The 25,494-nt window shown below is 60.9% G+C and carries 23 protein-coding genes; 8 read left to right on the top strand and 15 right to left on the bottom strand.

The window, feature by feature from the left end:
• Position 1: 1 nt before the first annotated feature.
• A complete protein-coding gene (gene aguA / locus H043_RS0118950; protein ID WP_027613168.1) occupies positions 2–1,117 on the bottom strand; it encodes an agmatine deiminase in 1,116 nt (371 codons plus the stop codon).
• A 99-nt stretch (positions 1,118–1,216) separates the two neighbouring features.
• Positions 1,217–2,101: a LysR substrate-binding domain-containing protein gene (locus H043_RS0118955; protein WP_027613169.1), complete on the bottom strand. Its 885-nt coding sequence runs from the start codon at positions 2,099–2,101 to the stop codon at positions 1,217–1,219.
• 208 nt (positions 2,102–2,309) lie between these two features.
• On the opposite strand from H043_RS0118955, the gene H043_RS0118960 reads away from it, so the two are divergent.
• Positions 2,310–2,798, top strand: coding sequence for a GFA family protein (locus tag H043_RS0118960; protein ID WP_027613170.1), 489 nt, complete (start codon positions 2,310–2,312; stop codon positions 2,796–2,798).
• Positions 2,799–2,914: 116 nt separating this feature from the next.
• On the opposite strand, the gene H043_RS0118965 is transcribed toward H043_RS0118960, so the two are convergent.
• The 3 genes from H043_RS0118965 to H043_RS0118975 form a co-directional block, all read right to left on the bottom strand.
• Complete coding sequence (locus H043_RS0118965) at positions 2,915–4,201, bottom strand: ATP-binding protein (protein ID WP_027613171.1); 1,287 nt, start codon at positions 4,199–4,201, stop codon at positions 2,915–2,917.
• Positions 4,202–4,909: a response regulator gene (locus tag H043_RS0118970; RefSeq protein WP_027613172.1), complete on the bottom strand. Its 708-nt coding sequence runs from the start codon at positions 4,907–4,909 to the stop codon at positions 4,202–4,204.
• A 147-nt stretch (positions 4,910–5,056) separates the two neighbouring features.
• On the bottom strand, positions 5,057–5,665 hold the full coding sequence (locus tag H043_RS0118975) for a tRNA-(ms[2]io[6]A)-hydroxylase (RefSeq protein ID WP_027613173.1): 609 nt from the start codon (positions 5,663–5,665) through the stop codon (positions 5,057–5,059).
• Between the two features lie 159 nt (positions 5,666–5,824).
• Here H043_RS0118975 and H043_RS0118985 point away from each other — a divergent pair, with 159 nt between their 5' ends.
• Positions 5,825–6,688, top strand: coding sequence for a universal stress protein (locus H043_RS0118985; RefSeq protein WP_027613174.1), 864 nt, complete (start codon positions 5,825–5,827; stop codon positions 6,686–6,688).
• Positions 6,689–6,789: 101 nt separating this feature from the next.
• On the opposite strand, the gene H043_RS0118990 is transcribed toward H043_RS0118985, so the two are convergent.
• Positions 6,790–7,260, bottom strand: coding sequence for a DUF1289 domain-containing protein (locus H043_RS0118990; RefSeq protein ID WP_007965774.1), 471 nt, complete (start codon positions 7,258–7,260; stop codon positions 6,790–6,792).
• 467 nt (positions 7,261–7,727) lie between these two features.
• Here H043_RS0118990 and acnB point away from each other — a divergent pair, with 467 nt between their 5' ends.
• Positions 7,728–10,337 (top strand): bifunctional aconitate hydratase 2/2-methylisocitrate dehydratase, encoded by a 2,610-nt coding sequence (acnB, locus tag H043_RS0118995; RefSeq protein ID WP_027613175.1) that lies wholly within the window; start codon positions 7,728–7,730, stop codon positions 10,335–10,337.
• Positions 10,338–10,506: 169 nt separating this feature from the next.
• Here acnB and H043_RS0119000 read toward each other — a convergent pair whose 3' ends face one another.
• The 4 genes from H043_RS0119000 to H043_RS30960 form a co-directional block, all read right to left on the bottom strand.
• Positions 10,507–12,153 (bottom strand): SulP family inorganic anion transporter, encoded by a 1,647-nt coding sequence (locus tag H043_RS0119000; protein WP_027613176.1) that lies wholly within the window; start codon positions 12,151–12,153, stop codon positions 10,507–10,509.
• Between the two features lie 80 nt (positions 12,154–12,233).
• Positions 12,234–13,514 (bottom strand): HAAAP family serine/threonine permease, encoded by a 1,281-nt coding sequence (locus tag H043_RS0119005; protein ID WP_027613177.1) that lies wholly within the window; start codon positions 13,512–13,514, stop codon positions 12,234–12,236.
• Between the two features lie 252 nt (positions 13,515–13,766).
• Complete coding sequence (locus H043_RS30460) at positions 13,767–13,937, bottom strand: hypothetical protein (protein WP_177325643.1); 171 nt, start codon at positions 13,935–13,937, stop codon at positions 13,767–13,769.
• Positions 13,938–13,986: 49 nt separating this feature from the next.
• Positions 13,987–14,367: a hypothetical protein gene (locus tag H043_RS30960; RefSeq protein WP_306460899.1), complete on the bottom strand. Its 381-nt coding sequence runs from the start codon at positions 14,365–14,367 to the stop codon at positions 13,987–13,989.
• 44 nt (positions 14,368–14,411) lie between these two features.
• On the opposite strand from H043_RS30960, the gene H043_RS0119020 reads away from it, so the two are divergent.
• The 5 genes from H043_RS0119020 to H043_RS0119045 all read left to right on the top strand — a co-directional run bounded on the left by H043_RS0119020 (position 14,412) and on the right by H043_RS0119045 (position 18,649).
• On the top strand, positions 14,412–14,795 hold the full coding sequence (locus H043_RS0119020) for a tautomerase family protein (protein WP_027613179.1): 384 nt from the start codon (positions 14,412–14,414) through the stop codon (positions 14,793–14,795).
• A 207-nt stretch (positions 14,796–15,002) separates the two neighbouring features.
• Positions 15,003–15,527, top strand: coding sequence for a cysteine hydrolase family protein (locus H043_RS0119030; RefSeq protein WP_027613181.1), 525 nt, complete (start codon positions 15,003–15,005; stop codon positions 15,525–15,527).
• Positions 15,528–15,666: 139 nt separating this feature from the next.
• The gene (locus H043_RS0119035) at positions 15,667–16,635 is read left to right on the top strand and encodes a 2-hydroxyacid dehydrogenase (protein WP_027613182.1); all 969 of its coding nucleotides are present in this window, start codon (positions 15,667–15,669) and stop codon (positions 16,633–16,635) included.
• A gap of 156 nt (positions 16,636–16,791) precedes the next feature.
• On the top strand, positions 16,792–17,859 hold the full coding sequence (locus H043_RS0119040; RefSeq protein WP_027613183.1) for a phosphotransferase family protein: 1,068 nt from the start codon (positions 16,792–16,794) through the stop codon (positions 17,857–17,859).
• 22 nt (positions 17,860–17,881) lie between these two features.
• A complete protein-coding gene (locus H043_RS0119045; protein WP_007965755.1) occupies positions 17,882–18,649 on the top strand; it encodes an SDR family oxidoreductase in 768 nt (255 codons plus the stop codon).
• Between the two features lie 1,149 nt (positions 18,650–19,798).
• Here the strand turns inward: H043_RS0119045 and H043_RS0119055 are convergent.
• The 5 genes from H043_RS0119055 to H043_RS0119075 form a co-directional block, all read right to left on the bottom strand.
• On the bottom strand, positions 19,799–20,056 hold the full coding sequence (locus H043_RS0119055; RefSeq protein ID WP_027613184.1) for a DUF1652 domain-containing protein: 258 nt from the start codon (positions 20,054–20,056) through the stop codon (positions 19,799–19,801).
• A gap of 134 nt (positions 20,057–20,190) precedes the next feature.
• On the bottom strand, positions 20,191–21,687 hold the full coding sequence (locus tag H043_RS0119060; protein WP_027613185.1) for a helix-turn-helix transcriptional regulator: 1,497 nt from the start codon (positions 21,685–21,687) through the stop codon (positions 20,191–20,193).
• A 181-nt stretch (positions 21,688–21,868) separates the two neighbouring features.
• Complete coding sequence (locus H043_RS0119065; protein ID WP_027613186.1) at positions 21,869–22,762, bottom strand: LysR substrate-binding domain-containing protein; 894 nt, start codon at positions 22,760–22,762, stop codon at positions 21,869–21,871.
• A 5-nt stretch (positions 22,763–22,767) separates the two neighbouring features.
• Positions 22,768–24,981 (bottom strand): xanthine dehydrogenase family protein molybdopterin-binding subunit, encoded by a 2,214-nt coding sequence (locus H043_RS0119070; protein ID WP_027613187.1) that lies wholly within the window; start codon positions 24,979–24,981, stop codon positions 22,768–22,770.
• Complete coding sequence (locus H043_RS0119075; protein ID WP_027613188.1) at positions 24,981–25,445, bottom strand: (2Fe-2S)-binding protein; 465 nt, start codon at positions 25,443–25,445, stop codon at positions 24,981–24,983. Before H043_RS0119075 ends, H043_RS0119070 begins: the two co-directional genes overlap by 1 nt.
• Positions 25,446–25,494: the final 49 nt, after the last annotated feature.

The raw sequence follows: 25,494 nt of genomic DNA on the forward strand, positions 1-25,494 counted from the left end.
GTCAGGCTCCTTTTTTCTGGCCGGCGTATTGCGGCATGGTGATGCACGCGACGTTGCCGCCACCGAGGAGGATTTCCCGGGAGTTTTCGATGCCGACAATCTTGTGCTGCGGGAACAGTTCGGCGAGGGTCGCCAGCGCCACCTGATCGTTGCGATCACCGAACAGCGGCACCACGATCGAGCTGTTGCCGGCGTAGTAGTTGATATACGACGCACAGATTCTGGTGCCGGCCTGACGGGTATGGGTACTGTCCTGCTGATCGAGGCCTTCGGCTTCTTCGGCGGTCCACTCCAGCACGTCCGGTTGCGGCAGCTTGTGCACGATCAACTCGCGGCCACGGCTGTCGCGGGTGCTGCGCAGGATGTCGTAGGCCTCTTGATAGATTTCCCACTGCGGATCGTCGCGGTTGTCGGTCCATTGCAGCACCACTTCGCCGGGGCGCACGAAACAGGCGAGGTCATCGACATGGCCATCGGTTTCGTCGAACTTGCAGCCACGTGGCAACCAGATCACTTGTTCGGCGCCGAGGTAATCGGTCAGGCGCCGAGTGACCTCGTCCTTGCCCAGATGCTGGTTGCGATTGCGGTTGAGCAGGCACTGTTCGGTGGTGAGGATGCTGCCCTGCCCATCGCTCTGGATGCCGCCGAGTTCGGCAATCAGCGGTGCGCGGTAACGGTCGAAGCGTTCGATTTCGAGGATCTTGCTGGCGATCTGGTCGTCCTTGTCCCACGGGTAGTACAAACCGCCGTCGAGCCCACCGTAGGCGTTGAACTCGAAGTCGACGCCGCGCACTTCGCCGCTCTGGTCGTTGACCACGAAGCACGGACCGCTGTCGCGGAACCAGGTGTCGTTGCAGGTCATCTCGACCACGCGCACTTGCGGCGGCAACTGGCGGCGGGCGGTGGCGAATTGTGCGGCGGAGGCGCAGACGGTGACCGGTTCGCTGTGGGAGATGGCGGTGACGATCTGCACCCAGACTTTCTGCGCCGGTTTCGCGCCGTTGCGCCACACGTCGGTGCGCTCCGGCCAGCCGAGCCAGCAGCCGGACTTGGCTTCGAATTCGCCGGGCAGACGGAAGCCGTCGCGCTTGGGGGTGGAGTCGAGCAAACGTGCCATGGTCAAACCTCGTCTTGGGGTTGGGAATGACCACAGGCTACGATCGCGGACGGCTGGCCCGCCAACGATGAATATTGCGGAACAGTTGAATTCAACTCATCAATCGGCCAGTTGATCGTTGAACCATTCAAGCATCTGCGCCACCGCCGGCCGCTCCAGGCGCAGCCGTTCGCAGACCAGCGCGTACTGGCCGAGCGCGGTCATGCTCGAGGTGAACGGCCGCACCAGCCGCCCGCTGAGCAAGTCCTCCTGCGCGGTGAGGTTGTCGCCCATCGCCACACCCTGCCCCTGTGCCGCCGCTTCCAGCGCCAGACCGGCATGGGCGAAATACAACTGGCGCTGCGGGCGCAGATCGCCGGCGTGACTGGTCAGCCAGGCGGTCCAGGTCTTGCCGTCCTGATCGTCATGCAGCAGGCAGTGGCGCGCCAGGTCTTTCGGGGTTTTCAGAGTGCCCTGATTGAACAGCCCCGGGCTGCATACCGGGAAGAACTGCAGCGCCGGCAACGGCCGTACGAAGTAGGCGCTGCTGTCCACCGGGCCGGTGCCGTAGGTGATCGCCAGGTCGATGTCTTCGCCCGGCGCGCTGCCGTCGATCGGCTGTTCGTAGAGATGCAGGGTGATGTGCGGATAGCGTGCGTAGAAATCGGTGAGACGGTTCATCAGCCACTTTTGCGCCAGCTCGGCGGTAACCGCCAGGCGCAACACCGCCAGCGAGGAAGGATCGCGCAGTTCATCACAGGCCTCGCCGATCAGTTCGAAGGCCTGCTGCAGGCTCTGCATCAGGCGTCCGGCGGCGATGGTCGGGCGGATCTGCCGGCCTGCGCGAATGAACAGCGAGACGCCGAGCTGCTCTTCGAGCTGCCGGATCTGGTGGCTGACCGCGCTGTCGGTGACGCACAACTCGGCGGCAGCCCGGCCGAAATGCGCGTGGCGGGCGGCGCATTCGAAGGTTCGCAGGGCCGCCAGTGAGGGGAGTCTTCGCATGGGTTGGGGTGCCTTTTTTTGGGACATGCTGACCGGGCTGGCGGTGGGCGTCCAGTGCGACCGAGTTATCGTTCTTCGCGAGCAGGCTCGCTCCCACATTCTCGAACGCGCGCCCCTGTGGGAGCGAGCCTGCTCGCGAAAGCGTCTGCATGATCGCCACAAATCTTCTAGGCTCAACCGCACCCCTTCAGCCAACCGGAGGCCCCTCATGCACCTCGAAGGCTCCTGCCATTGCGGCGCCGTCACTTTCAGCCTGACCAGCGCCCATCCCTACCCCTATCAACGCTGCTACTGCTCGATCTGCCGCAAGACTCAGGGCGGTGGCGGCTACGCGATCAACCTCGGTGGCGATGCGGCCAGCCTCAAGGTTCAGGGGCGCAAGCACATCAGCATCTACCACGCGAAGATGAAGGAAGCAGGTGAAAAACGTGCCCATCGCAGCACCGCCGAGCGGCATTTCTGCTCACAGTGCGGCAGCGGCTTGTGGCTGTTCAGCCCGGAATGGCCGGAGTTGATTCATCCATTCGCCTCGGCCATCGATACGCCACTGCCGTTGCCGCCGCAGCACACGCATTTGATGCTGGGGTCGAAGGCGGCTTGGGTCGAGGTGGATGCGAAGCCCAAGGACAAACAGTTTGCGGTGTATCCCGAGGAGTCGATTGCGCAGTGGCATGAGCGGTTGGGGTTGGTCAAATGACAGGGGGGGTGTTGTGATTGATGGCCCTATCGCGAGCAGGCTCACTCCTACAAGGGAATGCATTCCAAATGTAGGAGTGAGCCTGCTCGCGATGGGGCCCAACCTGTCTACACAAATCAGTCCAGATGCGCCCAGGTCATCCGGAACGACGCCCCACCCCACACCGATTCCCCGACCTCGACCTGCCCGCCATGGGACTGCGACACCCGCCGCACCAGCGCCAGACCCAGGCCGAAACCGCCGGTACGCCGATCGCGACTGGCATCCAGCCGCGAGAACGGCTCGAAGATTTTCTCCCGACCTTCCACCGGCACACCCGGACCGTCGTCGTTGACCCGCACTTCGTAGTAATCGCCGCTGCGCACCAGCGTCACTTCGACACGGCGCTCGGCATAACGAATAGCGTTGCGCAGCAGATTGATCACTGCGCGCGCCATAAAGCGCGGCTCGATGCGTACGGTGTCGAGCAGGCAGTCACCAATCAGCAACTGCACCCCCGCCGCTTCCGCCTCCAGCGCCACGCTGCCGACCACGCTGTCGAGCCAGTTGGCAGCTTGAATGTTTTCGCACTTGATCACCGTCGCGCCACGTTCGAGGCTGGCGTAGGTCAGCAGCTCGGAGACCATTTCTTCCAGCTCGCCAAGGTCGGCGTACATGTCGGCGATCAGTTCGCGGTTCTGGCTGGCGTCCGGTTGCTGCTTGAGCTGGTCGAGTTCGAACGACAATCGCGCAATCGGCGTGCGCAGCTCGTGGGACACCGCGTTGGTCAGCTCACGCTGATTGGCGATCAAACTCTCGATGCGCGCCGCCATCAGGTTGAAGTGTTCAGCCAGATCGCGAATGTTCGAGCGCTTGGACAGTTGAATGCGCACCGACAGATCGTTGTCGCCAAAGCGCTCGGCGGCCAGACGCAGTTTTTCCAGATCGCGCCAGTGCGGGCGCACCCAGAAAAACAGCACGCAGCCGATCAGCACGGCGATCATCAAGTAGGCACCGGCAATGTAGAACGGCATCAGGCTGGGTTCGGCGGGCAAGCGGATGCTGAGCAGTTGCGAGCCGCCGTCGATGGCTGAAATGTATTGGGTGTATTTGTCGCGGATCACCAGCAAGCCTTGAGCAAGCTCGGCTTTTTCCTCGTCGCTGAGCGCCAGTTGATCGGCGTCGACCAAGGTCAACCCCAGGCCATAGTGCGGGCGCAGGGCCTGCAATTGTTTTTCACGGGCCGGGCCGTCGAGGTTGCGCAGCAACTCCCCCAGCGTCCAGGCCTGACCACGCACCGCCTCGCGGTTGTAATCCTGCATCTGATAGTCGAGCAAGGCATCGAACGTACGCTCGACAGTTTGCAGGGCCAGGACCAGGCCCACCGTCATCACCAGAAACAGCCCGAGGAATAACCGCAGCATCTACAGCTCCCACGCGAACGGATTGAACAGATACCCCTTGCCCCACACGGTCTTGATGCACACCGGTTCGCGTGGGTTGTCCTTGAGTTTGTTGCGCAACTTGCTGATGTACACGTCGACGCTACGATTGAGCCCGTCGAAGGCGATGCCGCGCATGCGGTTGAGAATGTCATCGCGGGACAAGGTCTTGCCCGCGGCGCTGGCCAGCAACCACAGCAGCTCGAATTCCATGGTGGTCATTTCGATGATCTCGCCGGCCAGACGCACTTCGCGACAGCTGCGATCGATGCTCAAGCGCCCGAACTCCAGCGCACTGACCACGCCAGCTTCCGGCATCTGCCGCCGCTGCAAGGCGCGCAGCCGAGCGAGCAGTACCGGCGGTTTGATCGGTTTGATCACGTAGTCGTCGGCGCCGGATTCCAGGCCGAGAATATGGTCGAGGTCGTCTTCCTTGGCGGTGAGGATGACAATCGGCGTGTCCGACACGCTGCGGATTTCCCGGCACACGTGCAGGCCGCTCTGCCCCGGCAGCATCAGGTCGAGCACCACCACTTTGGGCTGGAACTCGAGAAACGCGGCCACTGCCAGATCACCGCGATGCACCGCGCGCACCTCGTAGCCATGTTGTTCGAGAAAGTGCGCAATCAACGTGGCCAGACGCTCATCGTCTTCGACCAGCAGGACTTTGCCAAAACCCAGGTTATCCATAACGACCGTCTGCCAACCCATGTGTGAAGTGGGCGACAGTATGGCGGGATTCGTCGGCGAGGCGTTGTTTCGGGCAGCAAAAACCGGCCGCAGGGGCCGGTTTTCGGTGATATTTCATACTCTTAAGAGTTTTTAACAGTTTGTGTTTCAGGCCGCGGCCGGCACACCACTGTGAAAGCGGAATTCTTCATCCGGCGACTCGATCAGCTCCTGCTCGGCAGCACGCACCTTGTCGATCACCTGAGCGATGTCCTTCGCGTCGCCGTACTGGTAAGCCAGTTTCAGATAACCCTGGAAGTGCCGCGCCTCGCTTTTCAGCAGGCCGAAATAGAACTTGCCGAGTTCTTCGTCCAGATGCGGCACCAGCGCTTCGAAACGCTCGCAACTGCGCGCTTCGATAAATGCACCGACCACCAGGGTATCCACCAGTTTCACCGGCTCATGGCTGCGCACCACTTTGCGCAGGCCCGAGGCGTAACGCCCGGCGTGCAACTGGCGCAGCTCGATCTTGCGGCGTTTCATGAGGCGCATGACTTGTTCGTGGTGCACCAGTTCTTCCCGGGCCAGACGCGACATCATATTGATCAGGTCGACGTGGGAATGGTACTTGGCAATCAGGCTCAACGCGGTACTGGCGGCCTTGAACTCGCAGTTCTTGTGGTCGATCAGCAGGGTTTCCTGATCGGCCAGTGCCGCCTGGACCCAGGCGTCGGGCGTGCGGCAGCCAAGGAATTCGTGGATTTCGGGAAGGATCATGGGGCTCACGGTAAAAAGTGTACGAGCAAAGGCCGCCGATTATACCGGCCTGCCCGCAGACCACCAGTCGCAGGCGTTGATATGTATCAAGTCGCAGGCGCATGAGCAGCAACTATAGTTGTGCAACGCCGTGCCTTTTCTTTGCTGGAGACTCCGCTCATGCAAGCCATTCGCAGCATTCTGGTGGTCATCGAACCCGAACATTCGGAAAGCCTGGCGCTCAAGCGCGCCAAGCTGATCGCCGGCGTGACCCAGGCCCATCTGCACCTGCTGGTGTGCGACCGCAAGCACGACCACGCCGGCATGCTCGGCGTGCTCAAAGCCGCGCTGCTGGCGGATGGCTACAGCGCGACCACCGAACAGGCGTGGAACGAGAGCCTGCACGAAACCATCATCGATGTGCAGCAGGCCGAAGGCTGCGGGCTGGTGATCAAGCAGCACTATCCCGACAGTGCGCTGAAAAAGGCTCTGCTGACGCCGGCGGACTGGAAACTGCTGCGCCACTGCCCGACCCCGGTGCTATTGGTAAAAACATCCACTTCCTGGAAAGACCGGGTGATTCTTGCGGCCGTGGACGTGGGCAATGCCGATGGCGAACACCGGCATTTGCACACCACGATCATTGATCACGGCTACGACATTGCCAGCCTCGCCAAGGCGCATCTGCATGTGATCACGGCGCATCCGTCACCCATGCTCTCGGCAGCGGATCCGACCTTTCAACTCAAGGAAACCATCGAGGCGAAATACCGCGAACAGTGCAAGGCGTTTCAGGCCGAGTTCGATGTGGACGACGAACACCTGCACATCGAGGAAGGCCCGGCGGATGTGCTGATTCCGTTCATGGCGCACAAACTGCAAGCGGCAGTGACCGTGATCGGCACCGTGGCGCGGACCGGGTTGTCGGGCGCACTGATCGGCAATACCGCCGAAGTGGTGCTGGATGCACTGGAAAGCGACGTGCTGGTGCTCAAGCCGCAGGAGGTTGAGGATCATCTGGTGGAGTTGGCGGTGAAGCACTGAGGATTACGGTGCCTGAACCGGCGCCTTCGCGAGCAGGCTCGCTCCCACAATTGGAATGCAATCTCCTGTGGGAGCGGGCTTGCTCGCGAAGCTTTTGATCTTCAGGCGCCGAAGGCGTCTTTCAGGAAGCCAGGGGCGATGTAGCGCTGATAATGCGCTTCCGACAGCAGGAAAAATTCCCGATCAATGGCATCGCGCAACTCCGGCAGGTTCCAGTCGCGGAACTCCGGCAGCAACACCATCCCGTAGGCTTCCAGATTAATGATCACCCGCGCCCCGCGCGCAATCAGCTGATAGGCCCAGCAATATTCCGACTGATGCGGCACGAAGCGGATCTTGCGCTGCTCCAGCTGTTGGCGAAGGCGCGCCGGATCGAAGATCTCGACCTTGCTCGCCATCACTTGTGACAGCAATTGCTCCAGACGCAACCACACCGCACGCTTTTCCTCCTCGCCGTAACCATTCCAGTGGATCACTTCGTGGTGGAAACGCTTGCAGCCACGGCACACCAGATCTCCGTAAACAGTGGAGCAGAGGCCGACGCAGGGGGTCTTGATGGTCTGATTGGGCATAAATTGGCAAAACACTGAAACGCGGAACAGGCCGGCATGTTAGCCCTTTGTCGGGCATTGATCACCCCTCAAACGTCAGGGGCAAGCGCTGGCTCGCGGTTTGCCTCGCCCGCGCACAACGCCACCAAAGTCCAATAGAGCGCGACTTACCTTTAAATTTTTTTTGCCGTAGAATCAGCCAGCCTTTTAAGGCGCCAATGTCCGTTAGAAGCTGTTTTCAAAGCGTCACGAGCACAGTCGTTCCTTCAGAGCGGTGTTGGCGAAGGGTTTTTCCAGCGGGGAAAAGCCCAACGCCAACCCTCATCAGCTCCCCGTTCTGCAGGCGTAAAACTTTGAAAGCAGCTTCTGTAAGGAATTGCCGGTAATTCTGGCCAAACGACCCACAACGTCGTGCGGTGCATGAGTACGGCAATTTCGGGATGAGCGTCCCGGACACCCATTTGGGACCACTGATGAGGGTAATAACTGTGCTTGAAGCCTACCGCAAACATATCGAAGAGCGTGCAGCCCTGGGTATCGTTCCCCAGCCGCTTAACGCCGAACAAACTGCAGGCCTGGTCGAGCTGCTGAAGAATCCTCCGGCTGGCGAAGAAGCTTTCCTCGTTGACCTGATCACCAATCGCGTACCACCAGGAGTGGACGAAGCCGCTTACGTCAAAGCCGGTTTCCTGTCGGCCCTGGCCAAAGGCGAAGTCACCTCCCCTCTGCTGGACAAGAAGCGCGCTGTAGAACTGCTCGGCACCATGCAGGGCGGCTACAACATCGTGACTCTGGTTGAACTGCTGGACAACGCCGAGCTGGCGCCAGTGGCTGCCGAAGAACTCAAGCACACCCTGCTGATGTTCGATGCCTTCCACGACGTGGCTGAAAAAGCCAAGAACGGCAACGTTCACGCCAAGGCCGTGCTGCAATCCTGGGCTGACGGCGAGTGGTTCAAGAAGCGTCCTGTCCTGGCCGACAAGATCAGCCTGCGCGTATTCAAGGTCACCGGCGAAACCAACACCGACGACCTGTCCCCTGCGCCAGACGCCTGGTCGCGTCCTGACATCCCGCTGCACGCCCTGGCCATGCTGAAAATGGCCCGTGACGGCATCGTTCCGGACGAGCAAGGCAAGACCGGCCCGATGAAGCAGATCGAAGAAATGCGCGGTCAAGGCTTCCCGATCGCCTACGTCGGTGACGTGGTCGGTACCGGTTCCTCGCGTAAATCGGCAACCAACTCGGTGCTGTGGTTCTTCGGCGACGACATCCCTTACGTGCCGAACAAGCGCGCTGGCGGTTTCTGCTTCGGCAGCAAAATCGCTCCGATCTTCTACAACACCATGGAAGATGCCGGCGCACTGCCAATCGAGTTCGACGTGTCGAACATGAACATGGGCGACGTGATCGACCTGTACCCGCACGCTGGCAAAGTCTGCAAGCACGGTACCGACGAAGTCATCACCACCTTCGAAATGAAGACCCCTGTGCTGCTGGATGAAGTCCGTGCCGGCGGTCGTATTCCGCTGATCATCGGCCGTGGCCTGACCGAGAAGGCTCGCGCCGAACTGGGTCTGCCGGCATTCGATCTGTTCAAGAAGCCGGAAGCACCGGCTGAAAGCACCAAGGGCTTCACCCTGGCGCAGAAAATGGTCGGCAAGGCGTGCGGTCTGGCAGAAGGCAAAGGCGTTCGTCCTGGCACCTACTGCGAACCGAAAATGACCACCGTAGGTTCTCAGGACACCACCGGTCCGATGACCCGTGACGAACTGAAAGACCTGGCGTGCCTGGGCTTCTCCGCTGACCTGGTGATGCAGTCCTTCTGCCACACCGCGGCGTATCCGAAGCCGATCGACGTGACCACCCACCACACCCTGCCTGACTTCATCATGACCCGCGGCGGCGTTTCCCTGCGTCCGGGCGACGGCATCATCCACTCGTGGCTGAACCGCATGCTGCTGCCGGACACCGTGGGTACCGGTGGTGACTCGCACACCCGTTTCCCGATGGGCATCTCGTTCCCGGCCGGTTCCGGTCTGGTCGCGTTCGCCGCTGCCACCGGCGTCATGCCGCTGGACATGCCGGAATCGATCCTGGTGCGCTTCAAAGGCAAAATGAAACCTGGCATCACCCTGCGTGACCTGGTTCATGCCATCCCTTACTTCGCCATCCAGAACGGTCTGCTGACCGTCGAGAAGAAAGGCAAGAAAAACGCCTTCTCCGGCCGCATCCTGGAGATCGAAGGCCTGGAAGGTCTGACCCTGGAACAGGCGTTCGAACTGTCCGACGCCTCGGCCGAACGTTCGGCTGCCGGTTGCACCATCAAGCTGTCGAAAGAGTCGATCACCGAGTACCTGCAGTCCAACATCACCCTGCTGCGCTGGATGATCGGCGAAGGCTACGGCGATGCACGTACCCTGGAACGTCGCGCGCAAGCGATGGAAGCCTGGATTGCCAACCCTGAGCTGATGGAAGCCGATGCCGACGCCGAATACGCCGAAGTCATCGAAATCGATCTGGCCGACATCAACGAGCCGGTACTGTGCGCGCCGAACGATCCGGACGACGCCCGTCTGCTGTCCAGCGTGGCTGGCGAGAAGATCGACGAAGTGTTCATCGGTTCGTGCATGACCAACATCGGTCACTTCCGCGCTGCCGGTAAACTGCTGGATCAGGTCAAGGGTCAGCTGCCTACCCGTCTGTGGCTGTCGCCGCCGACCAAGATGGACGCTCACCAACTGACCGAAGAAGGCTACTACGGCATCTACGGCAAGGCCGGCGCACGCATGGAAATGCCAGGCTGCTCGCTGTGCATGGGTAACCAGGCACGCGTTGAGCCGAACAGCACCGTGGTCTCGACTTCGACCCGTAACTTCCCGAACCGTCTGGGCGACGGCGCGAACGTCTACCTGGCTTCGGCCGAGCTGGCGTCCGTGGCTTCGATCCTGGGTCGCCTGCCGACCGTCGAGGAGTACATGGAATACGCTGGCAAGATCGACAGCATGGCGGCCGATGTCTACCGCTACCTGTCCTTCGACCAGATCGCCGAGTTCCGTGAAGCTGCTGCGAACGCCAAGATTCCAGTCGTTCAAGCCTAACGTTACAAAGCAATAGAAAACGCCGCCCATCGTGAGATGCGCGGCGTTTTTTTATGCCTTGGAATACCGTCCCCTGTAGGAGTGAGCCTGCTCGCGATAGCGGTGTGTCAGATACATTTGTATCGACTGACACACCGCTATCGCGAGCAGGCTCACTCCTACAGGGGGGTTAAGTGTTGAGTTTGAGGGCTTGCCGGACCGCGCCATCAACGCTCAGCCCGCTAAGCGTCACGCCATTTGCTTGCACTTCAGGCAACGCCTCCAACACGGCCAGCGCCTCATGCTTGAGTCGCGCCAGAATCAGGCGCTTGCCCTCCTGATGCACCCGCAGGAAGAACTCCTGGATCGCCTCGATGCTGGTGCCGTCCAGATCCGGGGTTTCCTCCAGACTGAGAATCACCGTGTGCAGCGCCACGTCCGAATGACGAATCAAGTGCAAAGCTGCACCAAGAACTCGCTCGACGTTAGCAAAGAACAACGCTTCACTGGGCCGCACAATCAGCACTCCCGGCTCAGTCACCGCCGTTGGGTGACGCTGCAGATCGACAAAATCATGCCCGCCGTCGATCCGACCGAGCACCTGAATGTCCGCCGCCGACATCTGTTTGAGCATCAGCAACACGCTGATGGCCACCGACACCAGCAAGCCGTCGAGAATGCCCAGTACCAGCACCGCCCCCACCGCGCACAGCACCAGCAGCCGATCCCGGCGCCAGACGAAATAGCGCCCCAGCGGCTGCAGACTCAAGCCCCGCGCCAGCGCATGAACCACGATGGCCGCCAGAATCGGCTCCGGTGTCAGGGCGATCCACGGCAGCACCGTCAGCACGATCACCAGTACCACCAGCGCCGCCACCCCACCAGCCCAGCGGGAAGTCGCGCCGGCGGCCTCGTTCGCCGACGTCGCCGAATACCCGGCCCCCGCCGGCATGCCATGGAACAATCCGGACAACAAGTTCGCTGCGCCGAGCGCCAGCAGATCGCGGTTGGAGGTCACACGATCACCGTGCTTGAGGGCGAACGAACTGATCGAGCCGTACGACTCGGCGTACAGAATCATCACCAGCGCAAACCCCACCTCCCCCAGCCGCAGCCAGTCGGCAAACGGCAGCAACGGCAGGCTTGGCATCTCCAGGCTCAGGTCGATCAAACCGATCATGTTCACGCCATACGCCGGAAGGTTCAACCATTGTCCGGCGACGATGCCGATCACCACCACCAGCAAACCGCCTGGCACCCGTGGAAAGCGCGAGAACAGTCCCAACAGCAGCAACGCCACCGCTGCGACGGCCGCCGCCGGCCAGTTCCACTGCGGCAGTTGTTCGAGCAGTTGCGGGGCGAAGCGCACCAGATTGGCATCGGTCAGATGCACACCGACCACACTGGCGACCTGCTTGAGGATGATGGTCAGCGCGAGGCCGAAGGCGAAGCCGCGCAGCACCGGTTTGGCGATAAACGCAGTGACGCTGCCGAAACGAAAGATCCCCGCCAGCAAGAACAGCCCACCGGTGACCAGCACCAACCCGACCGCCAGCGTCGCGCGTAGCTGCGGGTCGCCATTGGCCATGGTCGCGGTGGCCGCCGCCAGCACCGCCGCTGACGAAGACGTGGCTGAGACAATGGCAAAGCGGCTGGTGCCAAACAACCCATAGCACAGCAACCCGGCAAACAGCGCAATCACCCCGGCCTGGGGCGCCAGTGCGGCGATGGTCGAATAGGCGACCGCTTCGGGCAACAGCAGACCGGCAATCGACAGACCGGCGAGGATGTCCTGCCAGCGATTGGGTGGCTCTACTGATTGGGGCGCGCTCGACAATCCACTGTCTCCAGACGAAAAAAAGCCGCTGTGCGTATCACGCACAGCGGCCACTGTAGCTGAGTCTCTGGCGCTTTGGCTTACGCCGTCAGCGAATAAATCACCGCCGAAATGGCCACCAGACCGACCAGGGTAACGAATACGTTCGACGCCTGACCGCGATAGCGCGCCATCGCCGGTACTTTACGAATCGCGTACATCGGCATCAGGAACAGGATCGCCGCAATCACCGGACCGCCGACGGCCTCGATCATCCCGAGAATGCTCGGGTTCAGGGTTGCAACGATCCAGCACACCACCAGCATGAACGCCGCGACGATGCGATCCAGCGCTTTGGCGCCCGGACGCTTGCCGCTCTTGACGATCAGGCCCTTGAGGCCTTCGCTGGCACCGATATAGTGGCCGAGGAACGACTTGGAGATCGCCACAAAGGCAATCAACGGCGCCGCAAAAGCGATAGCCGGATTGCTGAAGTGGTTGGCCAGGTACGACAGGATCGACAGGTTCTGCGCTTTGGCTTCGGCCAGTTGTTCCGGCGACAGGGTCAGCACGCAACTGAAGACGAAGAACAGCACCATCACCACCATCAGCAGGTGGGCGCGGCAGAGGATCTGCGAGCTGCGCTGCTCCGCATTGGCACCGTAACGACGCTTCTGGTCCACCGCGAAGGCCGAGATGATCGGCGAGTGGTTGAACGAGAACACCATCACCGGAATCGCCAGCCACAGTGTGTGCAGCAGTGCCGACGGTGCCGGCACTTGCGAAGCGGTCGTAAGAATGCCGCCATTCCAGTGCGGAATCAGGTACACCGCGAGGAACAGCAACGCGACGATGAACGGATACACCATCAGGCTCATCGCCTTGACGATCGCCTGCTCGCCGCAACGCACCACGGCCAGCAGGCCGAGGATCAGCACGAACGACAGCAGCGCGCGCGGTGGCGGCGTGATGTGCAGTTGGTGTTCGAGGAAGCTGGCGACCGTGTTGGTCAGGCCGACGCTGTAGATCAGCAGGATCGGGAAGATGGCGAAGAAGTACAGCAGGGTGATCAGCGCGCCGGCCTTGATGCCGAAATGCTGCTCGACCACCTCGGTGATGTCGGCGCCTTCGCGACCGGAGAGCACGAAGCGGGTCAGGCCGCGGTGAGCGAAGAATGTCATCGGGAAGGCCAGCAGCGCGAGGATCACCAGCGGCCAGAAGCCACCCAGACCCGCGTTGATCGGCAAAAACAGGGTACCGGCGCCAATGGCCGTCCCGAACAGTCCCAACATCCACGTGGTGTCATGGCGATTCCAGCTCGACAGTTCAGCTGGTGCTGCCGCTTCATAGCGTGCGTCGACGCTATTGGCCTGATCATTCATCCGGTCGGATCTCCGCATTCCGGTCACTTGCCACTCGGTCAGGACGCGTCGGAAAAAACCGACAGACATGCTCCGGCCGAAACAGGGGCGCGATTCTCCGCGATAAATGAGCAGAAGCAAAGACTTAGCTGAGGAATGGTTGTACGGAGCAGATCAGCGGGTTGTCGTTTTCGGGAAAATGGCTGTCGGCTCCAGATACGTTAGATGTCGTTTTCCGGCAAGTTTCAATGGAATACGAGCGGGAAGATTTGATCAGATCGATCGAGCCAGCATGAATCCGAGTGACATGCAAAACAGGCCGAACGCTAGCATTCCCCAGATTGGGTACATATCGCCCTTGTTTTTGATGCGCATTCTTTCAACGTCCTCATCGTATTCTCGATCTGCCCGTTCAATCATGGCCTGACGGTCAAATGTACTCATGGTGATGTCCTTTTTTAGAGAGGGGTCTGAATGGTACAAACGCGAACACTTAAAACTTGAGTGAAAGTCCTACTACGGCTGCTGTTGCGGTCAACACCCCAGTGACTACCGCAAACGGATAAAAATACGTATCCCACCTCAACTTCTTTTCTTCCGCTATAAGCTTTTTTCTCTCGGCCGCCAGTTTCCGTATTTCACTCATTATCCTTTCGAGTTCCAGGTGTTCTCGATTGTTTTGAAGCATTTGCCTTCCTTGGCTGTTGGTAGTCACTGCCCAAGCTACTTTGTGCCCCCATGATTTCGCGTTCATCACCATTCCGGTAGCAGACGCATCCGCCAAATTCGTAGGCAAAATCCGCGAAAAACGTAGGTAGCCTCGTACAAAAACAGCGGCGAGCTCATCACCCCACACTTTCAATCTGGCCGACATGTTCTAGCGTGAGACAAGTCCCCTACCCAACGGAGTCTCTGCCCATGCCCCTCGTCCGCGTCGAAATCAAAAAACACTCTGACCCCACCTTCGCCAAACGCATCGGCAAGCAGATCTACGCCGCCATGCGCAGCACCATCAACGTGCCGGAGCACGACAACTTCCAGATTCTCAACGAGCACGACGGCGAACATTTCATCTTCGATCCGCAGTACCTGGGCATCCAGCGCAGCGATCAGTTGGTGATCATCCAGATCACCCTCAATGAAGGGCGGACGCTGGAGCAGAAAAAAGCCCTGTACCAGACCATCGCGCACAGCCTGAACACCCAACTGGGCATTCGCATGGAAGACGTGTTCATCAATCTGGTGGAAGTAAAAAAGGAGAATTGGTCGTTCGGCAACGGCATCGCTCAATACGCCAGTTGACAGCCCTTCGCCGCCGCCAGCATGATCGGCGGCATGAACGTTCGCCCGCTGCACCTCACCCGTACCACCACGACCGCCACCGGCGGGTCGTGGTGTTGCTGCCTGAGATGAATCCAGCGCAGTGAACCCAAGGCCCCGCCAGCAATGGACGGGGCTTTGTTGTTTCTCCCGTCCGTGCGGCTTTTGCAGCCCTCAAGGAGAAACATCATGTCCGCAGCATTGTTGATCATCGATATGCAGGTCGGTCTGTTCCATGGCCCGGAAAAACCCCACGACGGCGAACGTGTGCTCGCCAACATCCAGCAGTTGATCCGCCAGGCACGCCAGCAACACGTGCCGATCTACGCCGTGCGCCACACCGGCCCGACAGGTTCGCCGATTGCCGCCGGTAGCCCCTTCTGGCAATTGCTGCTGGAACTTGACCTGAATGCCGAGTCCGACCACGTGTTCGACAAGTCCCGACCCAACGCCTTCCATGGCACCGATCTGGCGCAGCAACTTAAAAGCCGAAACGTCGAAGATCTGTACCTGGTCGGCATGAAGACCCAGTTCTGCATCGACGCCACCTGCCGCGCCGCTGCGGATCTTGGCTTCAAGCCGTTGCTGGTGGCCGACGCCCACACTTGCATGGACACCCCGGCATTACCCGCCCACGTCATCATTGAGCACCATAACGCCACCCTCGGCGGAGCATTTGCACGGCTGATCAACAGCGCTGACGTGAGCTTCTGACGAAGCGCCCGCGCGCTCCCCGTTTCAGCTCCTACACTGGCTGAAGCGGGGCTGCGGCCACCATTGCCAAACCGCTCTGGAATCAGCACTCTGACACGACTTTCGCGACCACACCGTCATAGATCACAGGAGCCGCGCAATGCCCGCCACCGTTCTGGTACTGGTTGAAACCATCAATGACTATCTGCCGATTCTCGAGCATCAGGGCTTTCATCTGATCCTCGCACCAACCCCTGCCGAACGTGCGCAAGCCATCGCCAGCCACGGCGCACGGATCGACGCGGTGCTGACCCGTGGCCCGCTGGGACTGACCGCTGAGGAAATCGCCGCCCTGCCGGCGCTGAAAATCATCACCGTGATCGGCGCCGGCTATGAACACGTTGACCTGCAGGCTGCCAGCGATCGCGGGATCACCGTGACCAATGGTGCCGGGGTCAACGCTTCGTCGGTGGCTGATCATGCGATGGCGATGCTGTTGGCGCTGGTGCGCGACATTCCGCGCTGCGACGCGGCGGTGCGCCGGGGTGAATGGCCGAAGATCATGCGCCCGTCGCTGGCCAATAAACGCCTGGGCATTCTCGGCCTGGGCGCGGTGGGCATGGCGATTGCAAGGCGTGCTCACCTCGGTTTCGACATGCAGATCAGCTATCACAACCGTCAGTTGCGCAGTGATGTGCCCTATGCGTTCTGCTCGACGCCGACCGAACTGGCACGCGCCTCGGACTTTCTGATCGTCGCCACGCCGGGCGGGATTGGCACCCAGCATCTGGTGACTCGCCCGGTGCTCGACGCCCTTGGCCCGAACGGTTTCATCGTCAACATCGCGCGGGCCAGTGTGATCGCCACCGCTGAGTTGATCAGCGCCCTTGAGCAACGGCGGATTGCCGGCGCCGCACTGGACGTGTTCGATCACGAACCGCAGGTGCCGGATGCACTGAAAACCCTGAGTAATGTGATTCTCACGCCACACGTCGCCGGCCTGTCACCCGAGGCCACCCAAGGCACGGTGGAACTGGTGGGAAAAAACCTCGTGGCGTTCTTCTCAGGGCAACCGGTGCTGACGCCGATCGCCCTGCCCCCCAGGCTCAACAACCAGCGCGTGCATTGAAAAGAGCCGGCAGCGCCCTGCTGCCGTACCTATTCGAAACGCTGATTATCCTGCAACACGCTAACCTATAAGACCGCTGCGCGCTTGTGGCCGCCCGAGTGCGCCATTAGATTAGCCAATGATGTCTGGCCTCCAAAATAAGCAGAAGGGATAAGCATGGCGCTTACTGACCAGTCCACCCGGATCCGCTCTGGCGAAGAACTCGATGCCAGCCTGATCGATCCATACTTGAAGGCGCACATTCCGGACCTGACCGGCACGCCGCAGATCAGCCAGTTTCCAGGCGGTGCGTCGAACCTGACTTACCTTCTGGAATACCCGCAGCAGGAGTTCGTGCTGCGCCGGCCGCCGTTCGGCCACAAGGCCAAATCCGCCCACGACATGGGCCGCGAATTCCGCATCCTCAATCAACTGCGCGACGGTTTCCCCTACTGCCCGAAAGCCTACGTGCACTGCACCGACGAGTCGGTGATCGGTGCCGAGTTCTATGTGATGGAGCGGGTCAAGGGCATCATCCTGCGCTCCGACCTGCCGCCGGAACTGGGCCTCGATGCAGCCAAGACCGAAGCACTGTGCAAGAGCTTCATCGACCGTTTCGTCGAGCTGCATCAAGTTGACTACAACGCCTGCGGCCTCGGCGACCTGGGAAAGCCGGAAGGCTACGTCGCCCGTCAGATCAAAGGCTGGAGCGACCGCTACGATAAAGCCCTGACCCCGGATGCGCCGCACTGGGAGAAAGTCAAAGCCTGGCTCAACGACAAGATGCCGGCCGACCATCCGACCTCGAGCATCGTCCACAACGACTATCGCTTCGACAACGTGATCCTTGACCCGAACAACCCGATGCAGATCATCGGCGTGCTCGACTGGGAACTGACCACCCTCGGCGATCCGCTGATGGACCTGGGCAACACCCTCGCCTACTGGATTCAGGCCGATGATCCGGCACCGGTGCAACTGATGCGCCGCCAGCCGAGCCACGCCCCGGGCATGCTGACTCGACGCGAATTCGTCGATTACTACGCCGAACGCTCGGGCATCCAGATCGACAATTTCGACTTCTACTACACCTACGGCCTGTTCCGTCTGGCCGGCATCGTGCAGCAGATCTACTACCGCTTCTACCACGGCCAGACTCAGGACAAACGCTTCGCGCAGTTCATTCACATGAACAAACTGCTGGAGCACATGAGCCTGCAGGTCATTGCGAAATCGAGCCTCTGACGGCCCACACCAAGGAACCTTTATGTCCAAGACTCAGTTGTTCGACCTCGACGGCAAAATCGCATTCGTCTCCGGCGCCAGCCGTGGCATCGGCGAAGCCATCGCCAAACTGCTGGCCCAGCAAGGCGCCCACGTGATCGTCTCGAGCCGCAAGCTCGAAGGCTGCCAGCACGTCGCCGACGCGATCATCGCCGCCGGCGGCAAGGCCACCGCCGTGGCCTGCCACATTGGTGAAATGGAACAGATCAGCCAGGTCTTCGCCGGAATCAAGGAACAGTTCGGTCGCCTCGATATTCTGGTGAACAACGCGGCGACCAACCCGCAGTTCTGCAACGTGCTGGACACCGATCTGGGTGCGTTCCAGAAGACTGTCGACGTGAACATCCGTGGCTACTTCTTCATGTCGGTGGAAGCCGGCAAGCTGATGCGCGAAAACGGTGGCGGCAGCATCATCAACGTCGCCTCGATCAACGGTATTTCACCGGGCGTGTTCCAGGGCATCTACTCGGTGACCAAAGCAGCGGTGATCAACATGACCAAGGTCTTCGCCAAGGAATGCGCGCAATTCGGCATCCGCTGCAACGCCTTGCTGCCGGGCCTGACCGACACCAAATTCGCTTCGGCCTTGGTGAAGAATGACGCGATCCTCAAGCAGGCACTGACGCAGATCCCGCTCAAGCGCGTGGCCGATCCGAGTGAAATGGCCGGGGCGGTGCTGTATCTGGCAAGTGATGCATCGAGCTACACCACCGGGGTTTCGCTGAATGTGGATGGTGGGTTCCTGTCCTGATCTCTCTGACAACCCTGTGGGAGCGGGCTTGCTCGCGAAGTCGGAGTGTCAGGCAGCATTGCCTTGAATGACACACCGCATTCGCGAGCAAGCCCGCTTCCACAGGGGTTATCCGTAAGACAGTGACTTTGGGTAATGGCCTGACAAAGTGCACCGGCAAGCCCCCCCACAGCACTACTGCGTGACACACCGGGTGGTGGTGATATGCCGAGTGACCTGCTCGTCAACATACATATCGCCCGACACCTGAGTGTTTTCCAGGATCTGACAGGTACGCACCGGCGGTGGTGGCGGTGCAGCAGGAGGCGGTGGCGGAGGACTGGCGCAGCCGCTCAATAGCGCGACAGAGAAAGCCAGCGACAACGGCAGATACACGCGTTTCCCAGGATTATTCATAGGACGACCCGCGATGAATGGAAGAGCCACTTCCGCAATCGCGCACGAATACTGCGGATGACGGAAGACCTGACCACTCATTCTTTATAGCCGACCACCCTGTAAGCGCCAGTGAAATGGAGAGGGATAAGGGAATTGGCTGTCGATTTTGCGGGGAGTAACTCTGTGTGGGAGGGGTACATCAACAAGAATTTTTTTGACTGGAAGGCCGCCATCGCTGGCAAGCCAGCTCCCACAGGGGTTGAGTATTCCTGACTGAAATGGGTCAGCTGTCAGGCCGCCTTCGCGAGCAAGCCCGCTCCCACAGTTGGAATGGGTGTGTTCAGTTGTAAATTGGTCAGCTGTCAGGTCGCCATCGCCAGCAGGCTGGCTCCTGCAATTCAGAGAGCGAGCCCCCCATGCGGCGAAGCCGCCCCACTCAACACAATGAGCGTTAGCTCGAGTACCGCTTTTGATCTGAGGGCCTGTCGGCAGGCTGAGTGGAGGGATTTATCCGGGGGTGGGAGCGCAGCGACCGTTTGGCGCAGCCAAACACAGCGAGAGGAGGTGCAGCGAAGCAAACCGTAGGCGCTGCCCCCCGGATGAATCCCGCAGCGAAGGAACCCGAGCCCAGGCGAGGGCCGAACGTCAGGGTAAAGCCTTTTTGGTTACTTTTTCGGCGTCTGGAAAAAGTGACCCGCCGTCAGGGCGGAACCCTAAGTGGCCGTTACCGCAGCAACGGATATACACCCAAAACAAACCAACACCAAAACCCTAGGCCATATCCGGATCCCGAGCAGCCCGCAAAGAATTGCTCTCCAACTCATACCGCAACTCATCAACCAACGCCGCCACAGCCTCCGGCGTACGCAACGCATTGAGCTTCAACCCGCTGATCACCAGATCCACCTGCCCCGAATCCGGGTGATACAACTTCACCGTCAGCGAATGATCCCCATCCACTGAACACTCGCACGCCAATGGCGAAAAACTCTGTTCGAGGCTGGCGCGCAACTGCGCAAGATTCATCATGGAGCCTGTTCCTTTAGCTGTTTCGAAGGGAGACGATCCCAAGCCAACAGGCTCGTATCGCACCCCAACAGACTAAGAACTGCCCTATCTCACCAGAACCTGCATTTGCACCGCATCAGCTAGTGCATTTGCACCTACCGCTGACCCTTCGCGCCGCGCTCGCCAGAAAACAGACCACGCTCCCGCGCCCAGACAATCGCCTCGCTGCGACTGTGTACATCAAGCTTGGAATACACGGTCGCCACATGATTGCGCACGGTGTTCGGCGCGAGTTTCAGGCGGGCGGCGATCTCCTTGTCGGCCAGGCCTTCGCAGATCAGCCCCAGCACGTCGCGCTCACGCGCCGTCAGGTCAGTGAACGACACGCTCGGCAGTTGCGGCGAGTTGACCTTCTTCACATTGGCCAGTTTTTCGATCAGCGTCCGGCTGAACCACGAAGCGTCTTTCATCACCTCTTCAATCGCCGCCACCAGCTCCAGCTCGGTGCGCTTGCGTTCGGTGATGTCCATCAGCACCAGCAGATAGCACGGCGTGTCCTGAATATTCACGGTGTCCGCAGACACCGCGCACTCCAGCAGATCCGCGTCCTTCTTGCGCACCCGCACATCGACCCGATCCACTCGTCCGCTTTTCGCCAAGGCGGTCAGCAGTCGGGCCCGCGCACCATCGTCGTCAATGAAATTCAGCTGCGTCACGGTTTTGCCGACGACGTCGTCACTCTCGTACGCCAGGGCGTCGAGGAACGCCTGATTGACATCGATCACCTGCTGTTCGTCGGCGGTACAGATCAGAATCGGCACCGGAGTCAGGCGGAACGCCTTGGCAAAGCGCTCTTCACTCTGACGCAGCGCGACTTCGGCCTTGTGGCGCAGCTCCATGTCGACGAAGGAAAACAGCATGCAATCCTCATCATTGAGCACCAACGGCTGCCCGGCAACGATCACTTGCTTGCTGCCGCCATCGGGCAGGCGCAGTTGAGCCTGCATCTGCGGAATGGTCGCCACATCGCGCAGGCGCTGGATCGCCAGATCCTTTTTTTCGGCCTGTTCGAAGATGTCGATTTCATAGGCCGAGGTGCCGATCACCTGCTCGCGGGTGTAACCGGTCATCTCCAGAAACCCCGGATTGACCTTGATGTAGCGCAAATCGCTGAGGCGGCAGATCACCGCCGGCGCCGGGTTGGCATTGAAGGTCTTTTCGAAGCGCTGCTCGGCGTTGGCCCAATCGGTGACGTCGCTCATGATCAGCACCAGTGACTCCGGCTGCCCTTCGCGATCAGTCAGGATCATGCTGCGCACGCTGTGCACCCAGACGTGCTCGGGATCATTCACGGCAGACACTTCGATCAGCACGTCGTTGAAGGCTTCGCAGCGTGCCGCGCGGCTGATCGGATAGTGTTCCGGGGGCACCGTATGATTGTTGCGATAGCGCAGGCTGAAGCGCTTGGCATACTCATCGGCATTAGTGCCCAGCTCACCGATCCGGCTGACACCGTGCATCGCCAGCGCCGCCTCATTGGCCCAGAGGATGCTCTGATCGAGCTCCAGCAGAATCACCCCGTCGGACAGCCCGGCGATGATCTGCTGCAGCTGGCGACGGTTGGTTTCGGTGGTCAGGACTTCCTGGCTCATTGGATCTCCACAGGGAATTCGCGTGTGAAGATTACGACCGCAGGCGTTCGTGATCGTGCCGAACTCTTCAACAACACCACAAATCCCTGTAGGAGTGAGCCTGCTCGCGATAGCGGTCTGTCAGCCACATCAACTCTGACTGACACACTGCTATCGCGAGCAGGCTCACTCCTACAGGGGATCAATGGTGATCTGAAGTTTCCACCAGCTCGCGCAACGTATCGAGAAACAGCTTGAGCACCGGCGAGGCATCATCCGCCCGGTAAGTCGCATACAACGGCACCTCCGGCAGCGCCGGTGTCAGCTTGCGAAACACCAGCCCCGCCGGCGCCAACTGCTCGATCGAGGCCGGCAGCAGCGCCACCCCGAAACCGGCGCGCACCAGACTGAGCAAGGTCTGCACCTCGATCACCTGCTGGCGGATCTGCGGGGTGAATCCGGCCTGAATGCAGCACTGATAAAGGAAGTTGGCGAACCGCGACTGCTTCAGTTCCAGCGCGACAAACGGCTCCTGCGCCAGATCTGCCGGGGCCAGAAGCTCGCGGCTGGCCAGCGGATGATCGGCCGGCATCACCACATGAATCGGCTCGTAGATCAACAACTCGTTGCGCAGCAACGGATCGTCATAACCCACGCGAAACACGCAGGCGTCGATACGCTTTTCCTTCAACGCCTTGACCTGTGCTGCCGGGGTCATTTCATGCAGCCGCCAGTTCACCTGCGGATAGCGCTCGCGAAACAGATGCAGGGCCTTGGGCAGCACGCCGACCATCACCGAACTGATCATGCCGATTTCCAGTTCGCCGAGTTGCCCGCGCCCGGTCTGGCGCGTCAGATCCAGCGCCCGTTCCAGTTGTTCGAACACCAGCGGCGCCTGCTCCTTGAGCATCTGCCCCGCCGCTGTCAGCTCGACCCGATGGTGACTGCGCTCGAACAGCGGCGTGCCCAGCTCCTCCTCCAGCAGGCGAATCTGCTGGCTCAGCGGCGGCTGGCAGATGTGCAGGCGCTCGGCGGCCCGGCCGAAATGCAGCTCATCGGCCAGGGCCATGAAATACCGCAGCAGACGCAGGTCCATAGCGCTTACCCCAGACTCAGCGGCGTTGAACGCTGGCGCACGCCGGTCAGCGCAAACAAGGCGTTGGCAATCGCCGGCGCCACCGACGGACTGCCCAACTCACCAACGCCACCGGGTTTTCCGGGCTCGCCATCCATCACCACGATATCGGTGGCCGGCATGTCCGACATCCGGGTCACGCGGTAGTCGTGGAAATTGCTCTGCACCACCCTGCCCTGTTGGATATCGAGGCGGTCAAACAGTGCATGGCCCAGGCCCCACATCAGTCCGCCGTAGATCTGCTCCTCGACCCCGCCCGGCGACACCGCCAGACCGCAATCGACCACACAGGTCAACTTCTCCACTTTCGGCTTGCCATCGACCATCGCGACCCGCGCCACCACCGCAATAAAACTGCTGTAACCCTGATGGGTCGCAATCCCCAGCGCAGTGCCCGGCGGCAATGACTGGCCCCATCCGCCGCGTTCGGCAGCCTGTTTGAGCACCGCCACATGCCGTGGCCGCTCCTGCATGTTGGCCAGACGGAACGCCAGCGGATCCGCGCCTGCCGCATGGGCCAGTTCGTCCATGAAACTCTCGACGGCAAACACATTGGGAATAAAGCTCACCGAGCGATACCAGCCGCTGGGCACATGGCTTTCGTGCTTGACCCAGTTCAACTCCAGGTGCGGCGGACGGTAGGCGAAGTCCCACGCGGTGATCGCTTCGGTGGTGCTGTAATCCATGTGATCCGGGCGTTCGAAATAGCCCGGCTCCCACTGCTCCGGCGAGGCCGGTGACACCGCGTGCAGTTGCAGTGCGTTGAGTTTGCCTTGGGCATCCAGCGCGCCTCTGACCCGGTGCAGCGTCGCCGGGTGATTGAACAGTGCGTGCATTTCGTCTTCGCGGCTGTTGAGCAACTTCACCGGCACGCCGGTCTGTTGCGCCAGATACGCCACCTCGAACAACCAGTATTTGGCCTCCCGCGCGCCGAAGCTGCCGCCGGACACCAGCTCATTGATGGTGACCTTCTCCTTGGCGATGCCGCATACGGTTTGCGCCGCTTCCAGCGCCGACGACGGCACCTGCACGCCGCCCCAATAAGTGATCGCCTTGTCCTGCACGTGCGCGGTGATGCAGATTGGCTCGAGCGGGTTCTGCACCTTGTACGGCATGCGGTAATCGGCTTCGATCAGTTGCGCCGCGTGCGGCCATTGCGCGCCGACATCGCCATGCGTCATGGCTTTGATGGTTTGGCTGTTCGGGTCGGAAATAGCGGCAGCCTGGGCCTTGGCCAGTTCCGCGCTGTCGAACCCGGCCAGCGGCGAATCGCTCCATTTGATCTCCAGCACTTTGCGCCCCTGCTGCGCCGCCCAGAACGTCTCGGCCAGCACCGCGACGCCTTCCAGATTGCCGCCGAGCACGTCCGGGCGCCCGGGGACTGCAAGCACCTGGCGCACGCCCGGCACCTGCAATGCCGCCGCCGAATTCACGCTGACGACTTTCGCCCCGACTACCGGCGCACGCTGAATCACCGCCACCAGCATCCCCGGCAACTGCACGTCGATGCTGTACTTGAAGCGCCCGCAGACCTTGGCCGTGGCATCGCGCTTGTGCCGCAGTTTGCCGATGTATTTGAACTGCGTCGGATCCTTCAGCGTGACACTGGCCGGCGCCGGCAGACGCGCCGCCACCCCGACCAGTTCGCCGTAGCCGAGGCTGCGTTTGCTGGGCAGATGAACCACCCGACCTTCTTCGGTGCTGCAGCTGTCGGGGCTGACTTTCCATTGCTGCGCTGCCGCCGCGATCAGCAGCGCCCGCGCCGCGGCGCCGGCCATGCGCAAGCGTTCGTATTCCAGCGAAACACTGGTGCTGCCGCCGGTGGAGAAGACTTTCCAGACCGGATGAATGTAGGTGTCGAAGAACGGATCTTCCGGGGTGATGACCTGCACGGTCATCGGGTTCACATCCAGCTCTTCGGCCACACACGCGGCCAACGCCGTTTGCGTGCCGGTGCCGGAATCGTGTTTGTGCACCACCAGTTTCACTGTGCCGTCGGGGAAGATCCGCACCCAGGCGTTGGGCTCGAATTCGGTGGCCGGCGCCGGAGCTTTCGGGTCGCTGGCGGCGCTGCCGGAGGGCAGATACAAGGCAATCGCCAGGCCCGAAGCCACCGTCGCCGCTTGCTTGAGAAATACCCGGCGTGACGGTTCGAGCAAGGTGTCGTCGCGCAGGCTCATCACGCCTCCTTCGGCGCGTTCGCCGCGCGCTTGATCGCTTTGTTGATCCGCGCGTAAGTGCCGCAACGGCAGATATTGCCGGTCATCGCATTGCGGATCGAATCGTCGGTTACCGCCGCGCCGGTGTTGAGCAGCGCCGCGGCGGACATGATCTGCCCGGATTGACAGTAGCCGCATTGCGGCACATCTTCGGCGACCCAGGCCAGTTGCAGCGGATGGCTTTCGTTTGGCGACAGGCCTTCGATGGTGGTGATGCTGTGGCCCGCGACGGCGGCCAGCGGCAACTGGCAGGAACGCACCGCGACACCGTCCAGATGCACGGTGCAGGCCCCGCACAGGCCCATGCCGCAGCCGAATTTGGTGCCGGTGAGTTTCAGTTGATCACGCAGTACCCATAACAAGGGCATGGAGGGGGACGCCTCATCCAGCTCGCGTCGTTCGCCGTTAACCGTGAATGCGATCATTGTCAGGCTCCAAAAGAGCGGCCCGTCTTTGTGCGGGCCTGGTGACCGA

The sequence above is a fragment of the Pseudomonas sp. URIL14HWK12:I6 genome (assembly GCF_000514195.1).
Taxonomy (GTDB): domain Bacteria; phylum Pseudomonadota; class Gammaproteobacteria; order Pseudomonadales; family Pseudomonadaceae; genus Aquipseudomonas; species Aquipseudomonas putida_A.

What these genes read in the sequence shown, in the direction of transcription:
- H043_RS0118990 (WP_007965774.1), bottom strand. Translation starts at nt 7,260, where the DNA reads ATGCCCAATCAGACCATCAAGACCCCCTGCGTCGGCCTCTGCTCCACT.
- H043_RS0118970 (WP_027613172.1), bottom strand. Translation starts at nt 4,909, where the DNA reads ATGGATAACCTGGGTTTTGGCAAAGTCCTGCTGGTCGAAGACGATGAG.
- H043_RS0119065 (WP_027613186.1), bottom strand. Translation starts at nt 22,762, where the DNA reads ATGGACCTGCGTCTGCTGCGGTATTTCATGGCCCTGGCCGATGAGCTG.
- aguA (WP_027613168.1), bottom strand. Translation starts at nt 1,117, where the DNA reads ATGGCACGTTTGCTCGACTCCACCCCCAAGCGCGACGGCTTCCGTCTG.
- H043_RS0119035 (WP_027613182.1), top strand. Translation starts at nt 15,667, where the DNA reads ATGCCCGCCACCGTTCTGGTACTGGTTGAAACCATCAATGACTATCTG.
- H043_RS0119040 (WP_027613183.1), top strand. Translation starts at nt 16,792, where the DNA reads ATGGCGCTTACTGACCAGTCCACCCGGATCCGCTCTGGCGAAGAACTC.
- H043_RS0119020 (WP_027613179.1), top strand. Translation starts at nt 14,412, where the DNA reads ATGCCCCTCGTCCGCGTCGAAATCAAAAAACACTCTGACCCCACCTTC.
- H043_RS0118975 (WP_027613173.1), bottom strand. Translation starts at nt 5,665, where the DNA reads ATGATCCTTCCCGAAATCCACGAATTCCTTGGCTGCCGCACGCCCGAC.
- H043_RS30960 (WP_306460899.1), bottom strand. Translation starts at nt 14,367, where the DNA reads ATGTCGGCCAGATTGAAAGTGTGGGGTGATGAGCTCGCCGCTGTTTTT.
- H043_RS0119060 (WP_027613185.1), bottom strand. Translation starts at nt 21,687, where the DNA reads ATGAGCCAGGAAGTCCTGACCACCGAAACCAACCGTCGCCAGCTGCAG.
- H043_RS0118965 (WP_027613171.1), bottom strand. Translation starts at nt 4,201, where the DNA reads ATGCTGCGGTTATTCCTCGGGCTGTTTCTGGTGATGACGGTGGGCCTG.
- H043_RS0119030 (WP_027613181.1), top strand. Translation starts at nt 15,003, where the DNA reads ATGTCCGCAGCATTGTTGATCATCGATATGCAGGTCGGTCTGTTCCAT.
- H043_RS0119005 (WP_027613177.1), bottom strand. Translation starts at nt 13,514, where the DNA reads ATGAATGATCAGGCCAATAGCGTCGACGCACGCTATGAAGCGGCAGCA.
- H043_RS0119045 (WP_007965755.1), top strand. Translation starts at nt 17,882, where the DNA reads ATGTCCAAGACTCAGTTGTTCGACCTCGACGGCAAAATCGCATTCGTC.
- H043_RS0118985 (WP_027613174.1), top strand. Translation starts at nt 5,825, where the DNA reads ATGCAAGCCATTCGCAGCATTCTGGTGGTCATCGAACCCGAACATTCG.
- H043_RS0118955 (WP_027613169.1), bottom strand. Translation starts at nt 2,101, where the DNA reads ATGCGAAGACTCCCCTCACTGGCGGCCCTGCGAACCTTCGAATGCGCC.
- H043_RS0119075 (WP_027613188.1), bottom strand. Translation starts at nt 25,445, where the DNA reads ATGATCGCATTCACGGTTAACGGCGAACGACGCGAGCTGGATGAGGCG.
- H043_RS0118960 (WP_027613170.1), top strand. Translation starts at nt 2,310, where the DNA reads ATGCACCTCGAAGGCTCCTGCCATTGCGGCGCCGTCACTTTCAGCCTG.
- H043_RS30460 (WP_177325643.1), bottom strand. Translation starts at nt 13,937, where the DNA reads ATGAGTACATTTGACCGTCAGGCCATGATTGAACGGGCAGATCGAGAA.
- H043_RS0119055 (WP_027613184.1), bottom strand. Translation starts at nt 20,056, where the DNA reads ATGATGAATCTTGCGCAGTTGCGCGCCAGCCTCGAACAGAGTTTTTCG.
- H043_RS0119070 (WP_027613187.1), bottom strand. Translation starts at nt 24,981, where the DNA reads ATGAGCCTGCGCGACGACACCTTGCTCGAACCGTCACGCCGGGTATTT.